The organism is Cylindrospermopsis sp. CR12 (assembly GCF_001432185.1).
Classification (GTDB): Bacteria; Cyanobacteriota; Cyanobacteriia; order Cyanobacteriales; family Nostocaceae; genus Raphidiopsis; species Raphidiopsis raciborskii.
Window position 1 is genome coordinate 25226 of sequence record NZ_LMVE01000131.1, and the last position, 17046, is coordinate 42271.

At 38.0% G+C, this 17046-nt stretch carries 16 protein-coding genes and 2 pseudogenes; 14 read left to right on the forward strand and 4 right to left on the reverse strand.

Going from position 1 to position 17046, the window contains the following annotated elements; all coding sequences use genetic code 11:
- The first annotated feature begins 81 nt into the window (after nt 1-81).
- Nucleotides 82-1524, forward strand: a complete 1443-nt coding sequence (locus ASL19_RS15175) for a cobyrinate a,c-diamide synthase (RefSeq protein ID WP_057178976.1) — start codon at nt 82-84, stop codon at nt 1522-1524.
- 28 nt (nt 1525-1552) lie between these two features.
- Nucleotides 1553-4546, forward strand: a complete 2994-nt coding sequence (locus tag ASL19_RS15180; protein ID WP_057178977.1) for a UPF0182 family protein — start codon at nt 1553-1555, stop codon at nt 4544-4546.
- A 32-nt stretch (nt 4547-4578) separates the two neighbouring features.
- Here the strand turns inward: ASL19_RS15180 and ASL19_RS15185 are convergent, their stop codons facing one another.
- Complete coding sequence (locus tag ASL19_RS15185; RefSeq protein WP_057178978.1) at nt 4579-4767, reverse strand: DUF4160 domain-containing protein; 189 nt, start codon at nt 4765-4767, stop codon at nt 4579-4581.
- Between the two features lie 21 nt (nt 4768-4788).
- Between ASL19_RS15185 and ASL19_RS15190 the strand changes: the two genes are divergently transcribed.
- From ASL19_RS15190 to ASL19_RS15245, 12 genes and pseudogenes are all read left to right on the forward strand, one after another.
- Complete coding sequence (locus ASL19_RS15190) at nt 4789-4986, forward strand: muconolactone Delta-isomerase family protein (RefSeq protein WP_235529019.1); 198 nt, start codon at nt 4789-4791, stop codon at nt 4984-4986.
- A 148-nt stretch (nt 4987-5134) separates the two neighbouring features.
- Nucleotides 5135-5578, forward strand: a complete 444-nt coding sequence (locus ASL19_RS15195) for a hypothetical protein (RefSeq protein WP_115538048.1) — start codon at nt 5135-5137, stop codon at nt 5576-5578.
- Nucleotides 5579-6040: 462 nt separating this feature from the next.
- A complete protein-coding gene (locus ASL19_RS15200; RefSeq protein WP_057178979.1) occupies nt 6041-6238 on the forward strand; it encodes a DUF2949 domain-containing protein in 198 nt (65 codons plus the stop codon).
- Nucleotides 6239-6543: 305 nt separating this feature from the next.
- Nucleotides 6544-7407 (forward strand): annotated as a pseudogene (locus ASL19_RS15205) (homocitrate synthase); the annotation flags it as partial.
- 103 nt (nt 7408-7510) lie between these two features.
- Nucleotides 7511-7801, forward strand: a complete 291-nt coding sequence (locus ASL19_RS15210) for a nitrogen fixation protein NifZ (protein ID WP_006277799.1) — start codon at nt 7511-7513, stop codon at nt 7799-7801.
- Nucleotides 7776-7979, forward strand: coding sequence for a putative nitrogen fixation protein NifT (gene nifT / locus ASL19_RS15215; protein ID WP_057178980.1), 204 nt, complete (start codon nt 7776-7778; stop codon nt 7977-7979). Before ASL19_RS15210 ends, nifT begins: the two co-directional genes overlap by 26 nt.
- A gap of 77 nt (nt 7980-8056) precedes the next feature.
- Entirely contained in the window at nt 8057-8623 is a 567-nt protein-coding gene (locus ASL19_RS15220; RefSeq protein ID WP_057178981.1) for a (2Fe-2S) ferredoxin domain-containing protein, read from the forward strand.
- 200 nt (nt 8624-8823) lie between these two features.
- A complete protein-coding gene (locus tag ASL19_RS15225) occupies nt 8824-9912 on the forward strand; it encodes a hypothetical protein (RefSeq protein WP_006277796.1) in 1089 nt (362 codons plus the stop codon).
- A gap of 52 nt (nt 9913-9964) precedes the next feature.
- On the forward strand, nt 9965-10717 hold the full coding sequence (locus tag ASL19_RS15230; protein ID WP_006277795.1) for a hypothetical protein: 753 nt from the start codon (nt 9965-9967) through the stop codon (nt 10715-10717).
- Between the two features lie 240 nt (nt 10718-10957).
- Nucleotides 10958-11605 (forward strand): hypothetical protein, encoded by a 648-nt coding sequence (locus tag ASL19_RS15235; RefSeq protein ID WP_057178982.1) that lies wholly within the window; start codon nt 10958-10960, stop codon nt 11603-11605.
- A gap of 424 nt (nt 11606-12029) precedes the next feature.
- Nucleotides 12030-12311, forward strand: coding sequence for a hypothetical protein (locus tag ASL19_RS15240; RefSeq protein ID WP_057178983.1), 282 nt, complete (start codon nt 12030-12032; stop codon nt 12309-12311).
- Nucleotides 12312-12512: 201 nt separating this feature from the next.
- A complete protein-coding gene (locus ASL19_RS15245; RefSeq protein ID WP_057178984.1) occupies nt 12513-14063 on the forward strand; it encodes an AAA-like domain-containing protein in 1551 nt (516 codons plus the stop codon).
- A 9-nt stretch (nt 14064-14072) separates the two neighbouring features.
- On the opposite strand, the gene ASL19_RS15250 is transcribed toward ASL19_RS15245, so the two are convergent.
- The 3 genes and pseudogenes from ASL19_RS15250 to ASL19_RS18750 all read right to left on the reverse strand — a co-directional run.
- Nucleotides 14073-15122, reverse strand: a complete 1050-nt coding sequence (locus ASL19_RS15250; RefSeq protein WP_006277791.1) for a Glu/Leu/Phe/Val dehydrogenase dimerization domain-containing protein — start codon at nt 15120-15122, stop codon at nt 14073-14075.
- A gap of 27 nt (nt 15123-15149) precedes the next feature.
- On the reverse strand, nt 15150-16772 hold the full coding sequence (locus tag ASL19_RS15255; protein ID WP_057178985.1) for an alpha-keto acid decarboxylase family protein: 1623 nt from the start codon (nt 16770-16772) through the stop codon (nt 15150-15152).
- A gap of 48 nt (nt 16773-16820) precedes the next feature.
- Nucleotides 16821-17046: pseudogene (locus tag ASL19_RS18750) on the reverse strand (transposase); the annotation flags it as partial.

Consider the following 17046-nt stretch of genomic DNA (forward strand, 5'->3'; position numbering starts at 1 on the left):
AATAAGGTGGTTATTAGTTTATTAGTTTAATGATATTGGTATTATAATTTAGAGACCTTGGATTATTAGTCATCAAAATTCATGACCGTGATTATCGCTGGAGAGCGGAGTGGGGTGGGTAAAACTACTGTAACACTCTCACTTTTATCATCCCTGTGTCGTCAGGGAGTTAGTGTTCAATCTTTTAAGGTTGGTCCGGATTATATTGATCCTATGTTTCATCAATATGTAACCAATCAACCCTGTCGTAATTTAGATGCGGTTTTGACCTCTGAGGGGTATATTCAAAAATGCTTTAAACTTCACAGCGAAAAATCTGAATATGCTTTGATTGAAGGAGTAATGGGTTTATTCGACGGCGTAGGTGCTTCGTCACTAATTATTGATAATAACAGTGATAGGATTAATTACCCGGTGGATTTTGCCAGTACCGCTCATGTGGCTAGATTATTAGATATTCCCGTCATATTAGTGATTGACTGTGGTCGTCTCTCTGGTTCTGTAGCTGCTATTGCTCATGGTTACTGTCATTTAGATCCCAGAATAAAAATTGCTGGATTGGTATTGAATAGGGTGGGGAGCGATCGCCATTTATCTTTATTAAAAAGTTCCCTAAAAAATCTTGGTTTACCTATTGTTGGTGTACTAAAAAGGGAAGATAATATAAGCATTCCTGATCGTCATTTGGGTTTAGTGCCCACAGGAGAATTAACCGCCCTAGACAGGGTGATTGACCAGTTGGCAAAGTTAGGAGATAATTGTTTTGATTGGGAATTATTATTACCACTGTTGCGAGTGAATCAGCTCAAGGAACCTAAATTAGCCAATCTAGGTAATTTAAATGAAGCGAATGGTAATCTTCAAGAATTAGATGATAAAATTAGAATTGCCGTAGCCTGGGATAAAGCCTTTAACTTCTATTATCAAGACAACCTAGACCTATTGCAGGAACTGGGAGCAGAATTAGTATTTTGGAGTCCTATCAATGATGATCAATTACCCAAAAATATTCAGGGGATGTATTTTGGCGGTGGTTTTCCCGAAGTATTTGCCCAAGAACTAGAGGCCAATATTCAGGTAATTCACCAGGTGAAGAATATAATCTTATCCGGAATACCAACCATCGCAGAATGTGGAGGTTTAATGTATTTATGTGAAAGCATCATTGACTTTGATAATCAAGCCTGGTCTATGGTAGGAATAATACCAACATCGGCGAAAATGGATAAAAAACTAACTCTAGGTTATCGTCGCGCAGTAGTTTTAGAAAACAGTTTTTTACACCATGGGGGAAAAAATATTTATGGACACGAGTTTCATCGTTCTTGTTTAAATAGTGAAACCACATATCCCTTATTTAATACTTTTCGTTATGACTGTGAAGAAAATATGGGATGGGAAGGATGGAATTTACCTAATGTGCACGCTTCTTATATACATCAACACTGGGGTGAGAGTATAGAGATTCCCCAAAACTTTTTGCGAGAATGTCTAAAGTTTTTAAAAACCAGAGGTAAAATGTAGGATGTAAAGAATTCTTCCTAGAAAGTAGATGTTTTGGAAGTGGTGCGTTAAAGTTATTATTGTTGCTTTGGGGTTGTGGCTAAGTTTAGACTTGGCGTGTTCCTTGGGAGCAGAAATTTTTTGGTTTCAGGAAGTGGGTTACTTGCCCAACTTACTGGTGCGACTAATAACTCAGGGTATGATCTGGGTGATTATTACTGGGACGAGCATAATTTATTTTTGGGGGAACCTTTCCTTAGCGAAAAAGTGGCAATATCCTCAAGAGTTGAAGATGGATCCAGCAATTACAGCAAAAAATAAGTTAAGCACCAGAATCACAAAGTTTTTGAGTCCCCAATATCCACAATTATATCAACCAGATCACATAGAAACTGTAACCCGACCAATTAAATTTATTTGGTTATTACCATTGACCTTGGGTTTGAGCTTGTTAATAGGAATAATATTAATCTGGTATGGACAATTAGTCATCAGCTATTGGCAAAACCCAGGTACTCGAATTGATGATTTATCTGATTCGACAATTATATTTAGATCTGAAATAATTCCCCAAATCTTAATCAAGATAATATCTCAATTTAGGTATTTTATATTGGCATTAGGGATAGGGATAGCTATTTTAGTATATAGGGAATTTTTGCTGTGGGCGATCGCCATAATTATCAGTTGTGGTTTTGGCTGGTTAGTATGTCAAAGATGGAATAGCATCTTATTATACTTTTACCCTACAACTTTTAACCAGACAGAACCTTTATTTGGCAAAGATATCAGCTTTTACGTATTTTCTTTACCAGTAGCAGAAATTCTCTGTTTTTGGTTTTTAGGATTATGTGTATATGGAATCATATCAGTTGCTCTTACCTATTTACTATCGGCTAATAGTCTTAGTCAGGGTATATTTCCTGGGTTTGCACCGAAACAGAAACGTCATTTATTGACCCTAGCTAGTGGGATGATGCTGGTATTAGGTTTTAGTTATTGGTTAAGGCGCTATCAGCTAGTGTATTCACCCAGGGGAGTGAGTTTTGGCGCTAGTTTTACCGACGTGCATTTTCAGTTGCCAGCTAATACCATACTTTGCGTGGGCGCGGTGATTCTAGCGTTTTACCTATTATGGCAAAGTTTATTTTGGCATCGCAAATCTCCCCATCATGAATGGGCAATTTATGGGTTGGGGATCTATGCAGGATTAATAATCCTCACTGACTGGATGATACCCAATATTATGCAATATCTGGTAGTACAACCCAATGAACTGGAAAGAGAAAAACCCTATATAGAACGTACTATTGCTCTTACCCGTCAAGCATTTGATTTAGACTCCATTGACGCTCAAACTTTTAACCCCCAACAAAACCTGATTAGGTCTGATCTAAGGGCCAATGATTTAACTATTAGGAATATTCGACTATGGGATCAAGAACCACTTTTAAAAACTAATCGTCAATTACAGCAAATTCGTCCCTATTACCGGTTTCCTGACGCGGATATTGACCGCTACATGATTAAAAAAGAAATTACCACAGAAACACAACCACAGACAGTTCCAGAAAAACGTCAAGTCCTAATTGCTGCACGAGAATTAGATTATGATGCTGTTCCCCCGCAAGCACAAACTTGGGTCAATCGCAGTTTAGTCTACACCCATGGGTATGGATTTACAATTAGTCCTGTCAATACAGCTGCACCTGGAGGCTTGCCAGAATATTTTGTTAAAGACATCAGTGGTAATGGTAAGGCTCTAACTACAGCTAATGCAGCTATTGATCAGAGTATACCTATTGGTGAGCCACGAATTTATTATGGAGAAATTTCCAATACTCATGTCATGACCGGAACTAGGGTTAAAGAATTAGATTATCCTAGCGGTGCAGATAATATTTATAATACCTACGATGGTCAAGGGGGAATTACAATTGGAACTGGGTGGAAACGTTGGTTATTTGCCATGTATTTCAAAGATTGGCCAATGATTTTTACACGAGATTTTTTACCGGAAACCAAGATATTATTCAGGCGTAATATTAGTCAGAGAATTCAGGCGATCGCTCCTTTTTTAAAATTTGATAGCGAACCCTATTTAGTAGCAGCAGATGGTAATTTGAATGATAAAGACAAACAAATTAAAGCTGGCAAAAACTATCTATATTGGGTGATTGATGGCTATACTATTAGTAGTAGTTACCCTTACTCAGATCGGAATAAGAATGGTATTAATTACATTCGTAATTCGGTAAAAGTTATCATTGATGCGTATAATGGTACCGTCAGATTTTATATAGCTAAACCAGAGGATCCTTTAATTACTACTTGGTCAAGAATTTTCCCTAAAATGTTCCAACCGTTTATAAACATGCCTGAAAATCTCCGCAGTCATGTTCGCTATCCAGTGGACTTGTTTAAAATACAATCGGAACGATTAATGACATATCATGTAATCAATCCCCAAGTATTTTATAACCGCGAAGACCAATGGCAAATTCCCAACGAAATCTATAGCGGAGAACCCCGTCAAGTTGAACCATATTATTTGATAACCAGTTTACCTAGTGTTCCCTTTGAAGAATTTATCCTATTGCTTCCCTACACGCCAAAACAAAGAACAAATTTAATTGCCTGGTTAGCAGCACGTTCTGATGGTGAGAACTACGGTAAGCTACTATTATATAATTTTCCTAAAGAAAGGTTGATTTATGGTCCAGAGCAAATAGAAGCTAGGATTAATCAAGATCCCATCATTTCTCAACAAATTTCCCTATGGAATCGTCAGGGATCGAAAGCAGTACAGGGGAATCTTCTAATTATTCCCATTGAAAAATCCTTATTGTATGTAGAGCCAATTTATTTAGAAGCAACTCAAAATAGTTTACCCACCTTAGCTAGAGTGATTGTAGTTTATGAGAATCGTATTGTCATGGCACAAAATTTAGAAGCAGCATTAGAAGCAATATTTAGATCAGAAGTTACCCCCGCTCCACCAATCATTCGTCCTGTTGAGGAGGAGGGAATCCCACCCAGTTGAAAAACCTGTTCTATATCTGGGTAGAATTTAACTTACGGTTCAAGGTTTTGGCTACAGTGTTGACCATTAGTCCAAATTTCATACTCACCTTCGATAAATTCTAGGGTTTCTAGGTTAAAAATGGCATTATATTCACCACAAATTGCATGAAAATGAGCAGGAGGATGACCTGCAAAAAACAGTTTAATGATAATTCCGTAAAATCTGGTAATTTCCGGCATGAATTTGATTCCTAATGGTCAGTGGACCTATGGAAATGTGTAGGAACTCGTCGGGTAATCGCCATTGTAGATGTTCCCACACCTGATACTCTGGATCAAATCCTCTTGGATTTACCCATTATGAAAAAAATGGGTCAAAGTGTCCATGTGGAGGTCACCCCTCTGAGAAGATATGAAGACTTTGCAACGGATGTAAAAGCACGTCTGTCAAATAATTAAGCAATAGGGCGAGAGTTCCCACCTCGTTGAAGGTGGGAATAAAAGTTATTTCCTGAGATAGAGATTTGGATATTTACAATGAAACCTATCGAAAGATATAGGTGAACTTTTATGGCGCTAAACATATAATTGAAAAAATCATGAAATTATGAAAATTTCTATGGGGGTTTTTAAAAACTGCATGGGGGTAATATCAAAACATGAAAAACATTCGGAAAGTTTAGCAACAAATCAGACATTTTATCGACTGAAACAAAGGGAAAGTGTCGAAGAAAATGGTCAAAAACAAGAGGTAAGTCAGTGGCTGAGTATTTCCGATATAGCTATTAGTTTAAGTCCTTTGGGCTTCGTGATTGTTTGGGCAGTATTTTTATTAATTCTCCAAAAAATTCGCTCTGCTTTAGAGGAGAAAATGTCATTGACTGTCAATGGAGTTAGTCAAGTCCCCTGTAAGAACTGTAAATTCTTTTCTAATAACCATTATCTCAAGTGCGCAGTAAAACCAGATATAGTCCTTACGGAAGCAGCTATAGACTGTTCTGAGTATTGTCCTAAAAAAACCAAGTTTACTAGGAGGAAATTTTTTGGATAATGGGTAAGAGATATTAAAAGAAAATAAATAAATCGGTCTTTTACCGATCAAAAATATAAACTATTAATAGCAACGGTTAATACATAGCTTTTAGCTCTACCATGAGCAACCTTCATGGAGGTTTTCTCAATGGAGTACTACAAAACTAAAACCCCACTTGATAAATACTAGTACCCCATCCATAAAAAACTAGTCCCCATTACCCAAAAAAAGATTAAGTTCTGTTCACTAGGGTTTTAAACCTAGTGAGTACAATCTTAATAAATTCAATAAATTTAATCCCTAGGCGCAATTTTTTTGAGTTAAAGGTCAACTGCTATAAGCAGAACATACAACTTCACCAAAATCCTTGACTAATCTAGAAAGATAAACTTGGTCTGGACTATCCGATTAAGTATCTAACCTCAACCCATCCTACAAATAATTGTGCCTCCCTTAGAAACTGGAATTTAGACTAATTCTATGATTAACTGCAAGACAGACAAGAAACTACTCCACTTTCTCTATCATGAGTTAGAACTTTCCCACGCTGATGTTGCTGTTGCTCTACGACAGCGTAAGTTTGATGAAGCACCAATTCCCATGTTGCTTTGGCAATATGGACTAATAGACTTACAACAACTGGAAAAGATTTTTGATTGGTTAGCGGAAAATGTTTAATCAATATCTATTTCCAACCCTAAAAGGCAAATACCATGATTATTAGTTTAATTGCTGGATTAACTATTTTGGTGATTACGGGAATGACTAATAGCTATATTAGTCATAGATTATTCATAAAAGATTCTGATCAGCCCACCAATAAACCATCTTAGTTTATCTCTAAAATTGGTGGTTTAGCATACAGATATGACGCAAGAATTGAGGCATAATCAGACATAATTAAGTGACTTTAATTACTAGCCATAGCCAGGGAGCTAGAAAGATCACCAATTAATCACTAGTCCCCTACAGGAATATTTGTGATGGGTAAAATTAACATTAACGATACTACATTACGGGATGGTGAACAAGCAGCAAGAGTTACTTTTACACTCAAAGAAAAAGTGGCGATCGCCCAATTTTTGGATGCCATTGGCATTGGGGAATTAGAAGTAGGTATACCCGCCATGGGGGAAGAACAAATTAATGCCATTAGAGCTATTAATGATTTAGATCTAAATGCCAAATTACTAGCTTGGAACCGAGCAGTTATTTCAGACATTAAAGCTTCTCTCTCCTGTGGGATTAAAAGAGTACACATTGCTATTCCCGTTTCTGGAATCCAAATCGCTAGCAAATTCCATGGACAATGGCGAGTTAGTTTACAAAGATTGCAAGATTGTATTCACTTTGCACTTGATCATAATCTTTGGGTAGGAGTGGGAGGAGAAGACTGTTCCAGAGCAGATGAAAGTTTTCTGGAAGATGTTGCTTTATACGCTCAAGAATGGGGTGCATCAAGATTTCGTTTTTGTGATACGGTGGGTATCTTAGAACCCTTTAAAACCCACCTGAAAATTAAACGACTAGTCTCTCGATTATCAATTCCTATAGAAATTCATACCCATAACGATTTTGGACTCGCTACTGCTAATGCTATTGCTGGTATTAGGGGTGGTGCCCTATCTGTAAATACTACCGTTAATGGACTGGGTGAAAGAGCAGGAAATGCAGCTTTAGAAGAGGTTGTTATGGCTTTAAAATACATATATGGAGTTGATTTAGGAATAAACACAGATAACTTTTCACAGCTATCTCAACTAGTCGCTAATGCAGTGGGATCCAATGTTCCACCTTGGAAAGCTATAGTAGGTAAAAATACCCGGAAATATATAGAAGATTTGCACTACCAGGAGAGTGGTGATTTTGGCATTAAATAAATACTAAGGAAGGTCTATATCTTAACAACTCAAAAACTAACAGGAAAAAGTTAAACTAATAGAGGTATTAATGCAAAAAGATGAAATAGAACTAAACTCTCCACCTGTATTTGAGATTGGGCAAAAAGTACGAGTCAAAAAACTGATTAAAAATGATGGTACTTTTCCTGGTCGAGAAATTGGAGAAGTTTTAGCTAGGATTGGAGATGTGGGTTATGTGGCGAGTATAGGAACTTTTCTACAAGCATATTATATATATGCTGTCCATTTTTTAAATACGGGGTACATTATCGGTTGTCGCAAAAGAGAACTAGAATCCGCTGAGGAAATATCTTATGAAAGTAATGCTACGGGTAAATGATGCTGGAACTTTAGTTGTCTATGTCGCGAAAAAGGACTTAGAAGAAGAAGTTGTTAAACAAACAGATAGTGAAGCAGGCAAGGTTCTTACTTTAGCTAATGGTTGGCAATTAGAATTTAGTCAAATCCCCCCACGAGAAAATTTGCCTCAAACCGTAAAAGCTAAACTTCTACACTAACCTGACACAAAAAGATACCTGAATTATATAATAATGCAGGTATCTATATCTTGAGTAACTTAATTTATGTAATTAACATGGGTAAAAAGTATCTAACCTTATCACAATTGAATATAGAGGGACAATTTTTAGGTTTTAGTTCACAGGGAAATGATGGGGGTAAGTGTAAAATAAAATACAAACATTTGTATTTAAAAACTTCTACCCAAGATCTAAAAATTAAGATTCCCAAGAATTTACGCTGTTCCTTGAGGAATTTATTAACTGGGGAACAAATTTGTGTAAGTGTAGTAAGCAAATTAAATCGAGTCAATGGCAAAATTAAACTTACAGCTTATGGGGTTAGACCTGTAGGATTTTGTCCCCTAGATTATTCATCGAAGGAAAATATAGCTAAAATTATGGTTTGTCAAAAATCTGCATGTCTCAAGCATGGAGGTAAATCTTTATTGGCTAACCTAGAAAAAACTTTGTGCAATCGCGGTTTATTAGATAAAGTTAAAATTGAACATACCAATTGCCAGAAAGCTTGTAGAACAGCTCCCAACTGTATATTAATGTTAGGAGAGGAGCAATATAAGAAGTTGGAACCAGAAGCAATAGCAAGTTTACTGCAAACCCACTTTTTTGCAAATAATATATAGTAAATTTTATATAAAAATATCATTATCAATAAACATGGTGATAAATTTAGCATCTCTTCATAATATATCAGCCATAATTCATTGAAATTTATCGAAACTATCTCCTGAATGAGACTAGAATAAAAATCTATTTTCTCAATAATTAACTTCTATAAAACCTAATGAGAAATATTGTGTACAAGTACCGATTAGCCAGAATAATGGTTAATTATTGGCTCTGTTTGTTATCCCTAAACTTATTAAGTTTCCTCTTCTTTTCCACATCTGTTGGGATTAAAGCAGTTTCAGCAAATGATTCCATAAGCGAGAATAATCAAGGATTATTGAACAAAAAAATAGACCCATCAAATGAAGAATCTATAAAGGTAAACCATACTACCGAATTTATTGATAGTTTGAGAGAGACTGGTCAAAAAAGGGCTAATCAACCCTTACCCATCCAATCTCAAACTATCGCCCAACAGGTAGATGCTGAACAAAAGATAGACGAGAAAATGGAGATTGTTCAGAATGCGGAAAAATTGGGTCGAGACCTATTAATTGAACCAGTCCTCCCTACAATTCCCAGACCTGAACCAGTTCCCAAAAAACAAACATCACAACAGAAAAGCTCTCGAACCTATACACCCGGACTGAGTTTTGGTGCTCCCAGTGCTTTTGGTGCTAGTTGGGGTGACATATTTATAGGAGCGGGTGCTGCAACACCAGGTAAAAGTCGTGATGGTAATCCAGATGGGAGCATGACTGCTGGTTTTGGATTAGGCGATCCTTATAACCTGATTGGTTTAGAACTAGCATTTAACAACGGGAGTGTCAAAAATTTTGGTTACAATGGTACCTTTGACCTAAAAGCTCATCGCATTGTCTACAGAAAAACAAACCATGCTATAGGTGTTGCTGCTGGTTGGAGAACTTTTGCTCAGTATGGTACTGAAGGTATAAGACCGTCTGGTGTTTACGGTGTCGTAACCAGTTATTCTTTTTTACAACCTGATAACCCTGTTAATCCTATGGCCCTTTCTTTTTCCTTGGGAGCAGGAGGTGGTGACTTCCGACAGGGTAAAGATACTACGGGACTATTTGCGGGTTTTGGTGTGCAAGTTCACCCCCAAATAGGAATGGGTATAGGTTGGAGTGGGGTAGGTTTAAATGCTGGTATATCCGTAGTTCCCCTAGCCAATATTCCCTTTGCAATCACAGCTCAGGGTGCAGATCTTACTGATAATAGTGTGGGTGGTAGGATACTTGTTCTCACGGTCGGTTATGGTTTCAATTTTGTCGGTAAGTAGAGCTATGGCTACGTAAGCAAATTGCTGTAACTTTTTAATTTGGAGACTAATCATGTTGAACCTTAAAACTGTAATTTTTGTTCTTACTTTTACACCATTTATAGTGCTTTCTACCCAATTAACAGGTCGGGCTCAAGTCAGTTCTCCCAGTTTAGGGACAGCAGGATCTGTAAGCGGTGGTGGATCTACGGGTTCTGATAACAATCCCATTTCTGCTCCCAGTTTAGGGACAGCAGGATCTATGAGTGGTGGTGGATCTACAGGTTCTAATAGCGCTCCCAGTTTAGGGACAGCAGGATCCATGAGTGGTGGTGGATCTATAGGTTCCGATAACATTACCGTTATAGTTTCTACTAATAACTTACGGGAGTTAAGAAATGCTATTGGTCAACTAGTTTCTAGCGGTAGTGATTCTCTGTCACCGATTACTTTTTCATCCCTGAGAGCATCTTTAATTTCCGATGGTGTTTCCCCTGCGCATATTGAGCAGCTAATAGTTTCTTTTTCTAGGGTATTATCTCAGCTGGGTGTTCCTAATACCAATTTTTCTGCCAACAACTTAAATCCGGAAAAATTAGTAGCGAGCACAAAAATTTTCAAACCTACTGTGACTATAGCTCAAGATAGTCTTGCTGAAGGTGAAATAGCTTTAATTTTGGATTCTAACAACTTGACAGAGGCAATCAATATCTATAATAGAATCGTCCTAGAAAGTGATGATCCAACCATTATTAAGCTATCACGTAACCAAGACTTTCTCAAAATTAGTAAGATTCTCAAAACCCTTCGTTCAGGTATTATATAACTTGTTGATGATTGACTGAGAAATAATTTCTTTTTGTTTGAGCAAAGATTGTCAAATTAGATAGCGGGTAAATAATAGCTCGCTATCCTTTAATTTTGTAAAAACTTAATCAGTTCCTAAGTCTCAATTGTAAAAAAACGGTCAAGATATTTATATACCTAGTCAGCTCTCCGGGATTTTTAAAAATTGAGTGGTAGAAATTCCATATCAAGCATCTGTTACTCAAGCAAGAGGATAACCATGTTCAAAATCAAAACCTTGATTATTACATTGACTTTTTCACCTTTAATAGTTTTATTTCATCAGCTTACGAGTTTTGCCCAAGTTAGTTCACCTGATGCCAAGATGGTTGGAACTGCTAGTTCTACATCCGAGTCTGGCAAGATTCAAGAGAGTGCTACTGGTATTGACTCTAACCCAACTAATAATCAGGAAAAAATCACTCTTGTGGTTTCTGCTAATAACCTACGGGAGTTAAGAAATACCATCCAGGAATTGATTCCCAATAGTAGTGATTCTTTATCAGCAAGTGGCATTTTCTCCATCAGATCATCCTTAATCTCTGATGGAGTTTCACCCTTGTATACTGATACGCTATTAGGGTTATTTGTAAAAGTTCTATCCCAGTTAGATATTCCTGGGAATAATTTTTCTGCTACCAACTTAAATGGAGAAAAATTGGTAGCCAGTACAAATCTGGTTCAAGATCATCTTCCGGAGGGTGAAACAGCGTTAATTTTGGATTATGACAATTTGATGCAGGTGATTGACATTTATAACAAAATTGTTCTAGAAACTGACGACCCAACTATCATCAAGCTGTCACGTAATCCACATTTTCTCAAGATCAGCAAGATTCTGAAAACACTTAGAAGAGGTACTATATAATTTAATAATTCAGATAAGTGGGTTAGCGGTAAAGAACGTAGGTTGGGTTTCCTTCCTCAACCCAATATGTGTTTTACTAGTTATGGTAGAATGTTTTTAAAAATGGGCGATTGTAAAGCACTGTCTGTGGGGGAGACCGGGAATTAATTCCCGGTCTCAAAGCGCAAGTCGGTTGAAAACCGACTGGTTTTAGCGATCGCGCCTCAATTGCCACTATTCCATAAATCCCCAGTTTCTTCTCAAGGAAAAATCCTGAATTTGTTGAAGGGGGATCCTTTCAGGAATTGGGAGCGATGCTTGGCCCTCAACCGTCTTGTACCTATAATAAATACGCGATCGTGGGATCCCCTAAAAAGCGTTAGAAGGTGAGAAGAGCAATCATTTTTGTTAGAATGGGGATCTAAAACTTATCTCGAGATTCAACATGACCCAATCAACCATCAGTGAAGATCGCCTCGATCGCATTGAGCAAAAACTAGATCACTTGTCTAATACTGTAGATCACTTGTCTAATACTGTAGATCAGTTGTCTAATACTGTAGATCAGTTGTCCAGCACCGTGGGAAAGCTATCCGCAGACAATGAGAAATTCAATGATCGTTTTAGTAACTATCAACAGGCCACCCAGTGGGTTGTGCAACTTGCCTTTACTTTGATTGCCAGTGCCACAATTACGATCATCATCACGTCGGTCTTACGAAAATAGAATTTTATCTTAAAAACTTAAAAACGATTTCCCTTAAGTTTCACTAAGAATTGTGTTCCTTTCTGGAGTCGGATGCGATCGCGGGATCCCCAAAAGCGATCGTTGTGAGACTGGCATTTAGTAATTGCGTCCCGATTTATTCTCGGAAGATATAAAGTCAATAAACGATCGCTGCTTTCATAATTATTAATTATTAAAACTATGCCTAAACACTTTAACACTGCTGGCCCATGCCAATCCGATATCCACTATATGCTATCTCCCACAGCGCGACTGCCTGAGTTGAAAGCCTTAATTGATGGACGCAATTACTTTATCATCCATGCCCCGCGACAAGTGGGGAAAACCACTGCTATGATAGCCCTTGCCCAGGAATTAACTGCGAGTGGCCACTATACTTCTGTGATGCTGTCCTTAGAGGTGGGGGCACCTTTTTCCCAGGATCCGCACAAAGCCGAGCAGTCTATTTTAGCGGAATGGCGACAGTCACTCCGCTTTCGGTTACCTCCAGATTTACAACCCACTGAATGGCCAGCGACGGAAAGTAGTTCTCAACTGAGCACCTTTTTGAGTAACTGGGCAGCAACGGCTGATCGTCCTTTAGCTGTTTTTCTGGATGAAATTGATGCACTTAGCGACGAAACATTAATATTTGTATTACGACAATTGCGTTCTGGTTTTCCTAATCGTCCTCACGGATTTCCCCATTCTTTGGGGTTAATTGGAATGCGAGATGTGCGGGATTATAAAGTAAAATCTGGGGGCAGTGAACGCCTAAATAGCGCCAGCCCTTTTAACATTAAAGCAGAGTCCTTAACCCTCTCTAATTTTAGTTTTGATGAAGTTCAAGAACTCTATTTACAACATACAGAAGCCACGGGACAAATCTTCACTCCCGAAGCGATTCATCATGCCTTTTATTTAACCGATGGACAACCCTGGTTAGTTAATGCTTTAGCTCGTCAAGCTACAACTGTTTTAGTAAAAGATGTCAATCAACCTATTACGATTGATGTGATTAAACAAGCTAAGGAAATCCTTATTCAGCGTCAAGATACCCATTTAGATAGCCTTGCGGAAAGACTGCGGGAAGATCGGGTTAAAGCGATTATTCAGCCTATATTAGCGGGATCAGACTTACCGGATACTCCAGAAGATGATCGCCGTTTTGTACTGGATTTAGGTTTACTGAAGCGTAGTTCTTTGGGTGGACTAACTATTGCCAATCCCATTTACCAGGAAGTGATTCCTCGCGTGTTATCTCAAGGTAGTCAGGATAGTTTGCCCCAAATTCAACCCAGTTGGTTAAACACCGACCATAGTTTAAATCCTGAAAAACTCTTAAATGCTTTTCTTGACTTCTGGCGACAACATGGAGAACCGTTACTGAAAAGTGTGCCCTACCACGAGATTGCCCCCCATCTGGTATTAATGGCATTCTTACACCGTATCGTGAATGGGGGCGGTACGTTAGAGCGAGAGTACGCGATCGGTTCGGGTCGCATGGATATTTGTTTACGCTATGGTGTGGTGGTGATGGGCATGGAACTGAAGGTGTGGAAACCTGGTAAGAAAGATCCACTCCCCCAGGGACTCCAACAGTTAGATAAATATTTGGCAGGACTAGGACTGGATACGGGTTGGTTAGTGATTTTTGATCGTCGCCCTGATTTACCCCCCATTGAAGAACGTACTACTACAGAAGAAGTGGTCAGTCCAGGGGGTAGAGCGATCATAGTGATTAGAGGTTAATATGTCAATTTAATTTTGAGTTTTATTATTTAAAAACCGACTCTCCGCTAACTGTCTTGATGCAGTTAGTGGAGTAATATTGTATTCTTTAGAAATTGCAAATACCTGTTTTAATGTATTATATATATTCCTCACTCTTGCCAAGGAACTTTCTTCACTTAGCCCTATCATGCCATCATAAACATGAATTAAACCTCCAGCGTTAATTACATAATCTGGACAATAGACTATATTTCTATCTACTAATAGCTGACTATCTAATTCCTCATTCTCCAGTTGGTTGTTGGCTGCTCCTGCAATAATTTTAGCTTGCAATTTGGGAATGGTACAACTATTAATGATCCCCCCTAAAGCACAGGGAGCAAATATATCAACATCTAATTCATAAATTTCTTCCACATCTACAATATTTACCGGATATAACTTCTCAACTTCTGCCAGTTTATGATTAGATATATCGCTGACAAAAATTTCCACTTCCTGGTGGGATAAAATTTCACAAAGGTTTTTACCCACTTTGCCTACTCCTTGAATAGCCACTTTTAAGCCTTGGAGATTTTTCTTCCCCCAGTAAAAATCTACTGCTGCTTTCATCCCCGCTTCTACTCCCACTGCGGTAGGATAGCTAGAACCACCGTATGTGGATATTAACCCAATCATATAGGGTGTTTTTTCACCTATTTTATGGGCATCTTCCCAGGAAATATTTACATCTTGTCCAGTAATAAAACTCCCTCCAAAACTATTGACAAAACTTCCATAGGCATTAAATAACTTATCGGTTTTCTGTTCGGGATCTGCTATGATTACTGCTTTACCACCACCCATGGGAATATTGGCACAAGCTGCTTTATAGGTCATGGCATAACTCAAACGCAGGACATCTTTGAGAGCATCTTCTTCTGTGGAATATGGCAATAATCTTGTCCCCCCTAGGGCTACCCCCGAACCTAAATTAGTATTGTGGATGGCGACAATAGCTTTCAATCCTGATTCTTGGTCATAACAGAATGTTACTTGCTTGTGTCCCATTTCAGCAATTTTTAAAAATATTTCCATGGTATTTCCCTTACTCCTTATTGTGTTTTATTTCAAAGTTTGAGTAAATAGAGTTTTTAGTCTTTGTAAAGCTGGTGAAATATCATCTGCAGAAATTCTCACATCTAAAATGCTAAAATTTTCACTGTCTTTCGCTACACTCAAGGCTCTTCTTAGTTCTAATCCTGTATGAATTACAAAGCCATTGCCTCCTAAAACTTTAGCCAAATCAGCATAGTCAATTGTACTAATATTTACGAAGTCCGCATCCTCATGTCCCATGGCTCTTAAAGAAGCAAAAGAACCATTATTAATAATAATTACTATGGGGTTCATTCCCAGTCTTTTAGCTGTTAATAGTTCCATTCCTGTCATTTGGAATGCACCATCACCAACTAATGCCAACACCCGACGAAAGGGATCTGCTAATTGAGCACCTATTATTCCCGGAATGGCAAAACCCATGCTCGCATAAAAAGCGGGAGCTAAATAGCTTGTTCCTTGTTTGGTTTGAATATCATCTGCTGCAAATAAACTGTCTCCTACATCGGTAATAATTATGGTTTTATGATCAATAAATTGATTAATTTCATAAATTAATCCACCCATAGATATATTATCTATTTTTTCCTCTACTCGCGGGTGCATCCTATAAGTATTTGGGAATTGAAAATGTGGTAAATGGGGATTTTTTAATAGTCCCGCAATGAAGTCGGTAAATAAAATGTTCTGATATTCATGATGTTTAATAGCAATCCGTTCTGAGGTGGCAGATATGGTATGTTTTTGGTTAATATGGGCAGTAAACATTCCTAGGTTAATATCTGTCATGAATACCCCTAACATTAATAAACAGTCGGATTCTTCCACTATTTTGTTAATATTTTCGTCTCCCGCTTCACCATTGTAAATCCCTAGATATTGGGGATGGGTTTCTGGAAATACTGATTTTCCTAACATGGTGGCACAAATCGGTACGCCCAATTTTTCTGCAAGTGCTAACAGTTCTACTTGTAACCCAAAACGGTGTACTTCCACGCCCGCTATAATTACTGGTGATTTGGCTTTTTCTAGTATTTCTAATGTCTCTGATACCGCCTCCTTTAAGGTATCTCTATCCGTGTGCTTTATTGGTACTCGTTCATACTCCGCCTCCGGTAACTCCGCGTATACCATATCACGGGGTATTTCTAAATATACAGGACGTTTAAACGTTTTTGCATAATCAATAGCACGATGTATTTTTCTCTCGGCTGTTTCTACATCAGTAATAGCACTAGCATAAACTGTTACTTCTTCATAAACTCGTCTTTGACTGTCAAAGGTTTTTACTTTGTGGTGTAGTAAGCTATCCTGTCTTCTTTCTTTTATTCCTGGACTACCACTTAAAATTACTAATGGTGACTTCTCTGCATAGGCACCTGCTACAGCATTAACCATGTTTAAGCCACCTACTCCATAGGTAACTACTGCCAAACCTAAACCACGAATACGGGCATAAACGTCAGCAGCAAAACCTACACTTGGTTCATGGGTCATAATTACTGGCTTAATTTTGCTTTCTTTTAAGGCATCATACAAGGTAAGGGCAAAATCACCGGGTATGCCAAATGCGTGTTCTATACCGTGCTGGTGTAAGATATGAAATATATGAGGTGCTAATTGCAGCATTTTTATTTTTCCCACATTGGTTGAGTTATGTTATTAAGCTTCTCCGGTCTAAAGACACGGAGATTTCTGAAGAGTCCATAAACGAACTTTCTGAGGCTGGCTTAAACAGCCTCTACTGATTCCGCTAAGATCAATTCCTAGCATCACCGCTACTTTTTTCAAAATATTAGCAGCACCATTACAGTCCGCATTAATTTTGAACCCATCAGAAGTTTCATATACTCCACGACTAACTCGTTTCCCGCTTGCTTCCCACCCTTCGGGTTTTTCACCG

Bases quoted from the DNA above. Each gene is read 5' to 3' on its own strand.
- ASL19_RS15200 (WP_057178979.1), top strand. From the start codon at position 6,041: ATGATTAACTGCAAGACAGACAAGAAACTACTCCACTTTCTCTATCAT.
- ASL19_RS15225 (WP_006277796.1), top strand. From the start codon at position 8,824: ATGGTTAATTATTGGCTCTGTTTGTTATCCCTAAACTTATTAAGTTTC.
- ASL19_RS15235 (WP_057178982.1), top strand. From the start codon at position 10,958: ATGTTCAAAATCAAAACCTTGATTATTACATTGACTTTTTCACCTTTA.
- ASL19_RS15230 (WP_006277795.1), top strand. From the start codon at position 9,965: ATGTTGAACCTTAAAACTGTAATTTTTGTTCTTACTTTTACACCATTT.
- ASL19_RS15250 (WP_006277791.1), bottom strand. From the start codon at position 15,122: ATGGAAATATTTTTAAAAATTGCTGAAATGGGACACAAGCAAGTAACA.
- ASL19_RS15185 (WP_057178978.1), bottom strand. From the start codon at position 4,767: ATGCCGGAAATTACCAGATTTTACGGAATTATCATTAAACTGTTTTTT.
- ASL19_RS15180 (WP_057178977.1), top strand. From the start codon at position 1,553: ATGTTTTGGAAGTGGTGCGTTAAAGTTATTATTGTTGCTTTGGGGTTG.
- ASL19_RS15175 (WP_057178976.1), top strand. From the start codon at position 82: ATGACCGTGATTATCGCTGGAGAGCGGAGTGGGGTGGGTAAAACTACT.
- ASL19_RS15210 (WP_006277799.1), top strand. From the start codon at position 7,511: ATGCAAAAAGATGAAATAGAACTAAACTCTCCACCTGTATTTGAGATT.
- ASL19_RS15195 (WP_115538048.1), top strand. From the start codon at position 5,135: ATGAAAATTTCTATGGGGGTTTTTAAAAACTGCATGGGGGTAATATCA.
- ASL19_RS15240 (WP_057178983.1), top strand. From the start codon at position 12,030: ATGACCCAATCAACCATCAGTGAAGATCGCCTCGATCGCATTGAGCAA.
- nifT (WP_057178980.1), top strand. From the start codon at position 7,776: ATGAAAGTAATGCTACGGGTAAATGATGCTGGAACTTTAGTTGTCTAT.
- ASL19_RS15220 (WP_057178981.1), top strand. From the start codon at position 8,057: ATGGGTAAAAAGTATCTAACCTTATCACAATTGAATATAGAGGGACAA.
- ASL19_RS15245 (WP_057178984.1), top strand. From the start codon at position 12,513: ATGCCTAAACACTTTAACACTGCTGGCCCATGCCAATCCGATATCCAC.
- ASL19_RS15255 (WP_057178985.1), bottom strand. From the start codon at position 16,772: ATGCTGCAATTAGCACCTCATATATTTCATATCTTACACCAGCACGGT.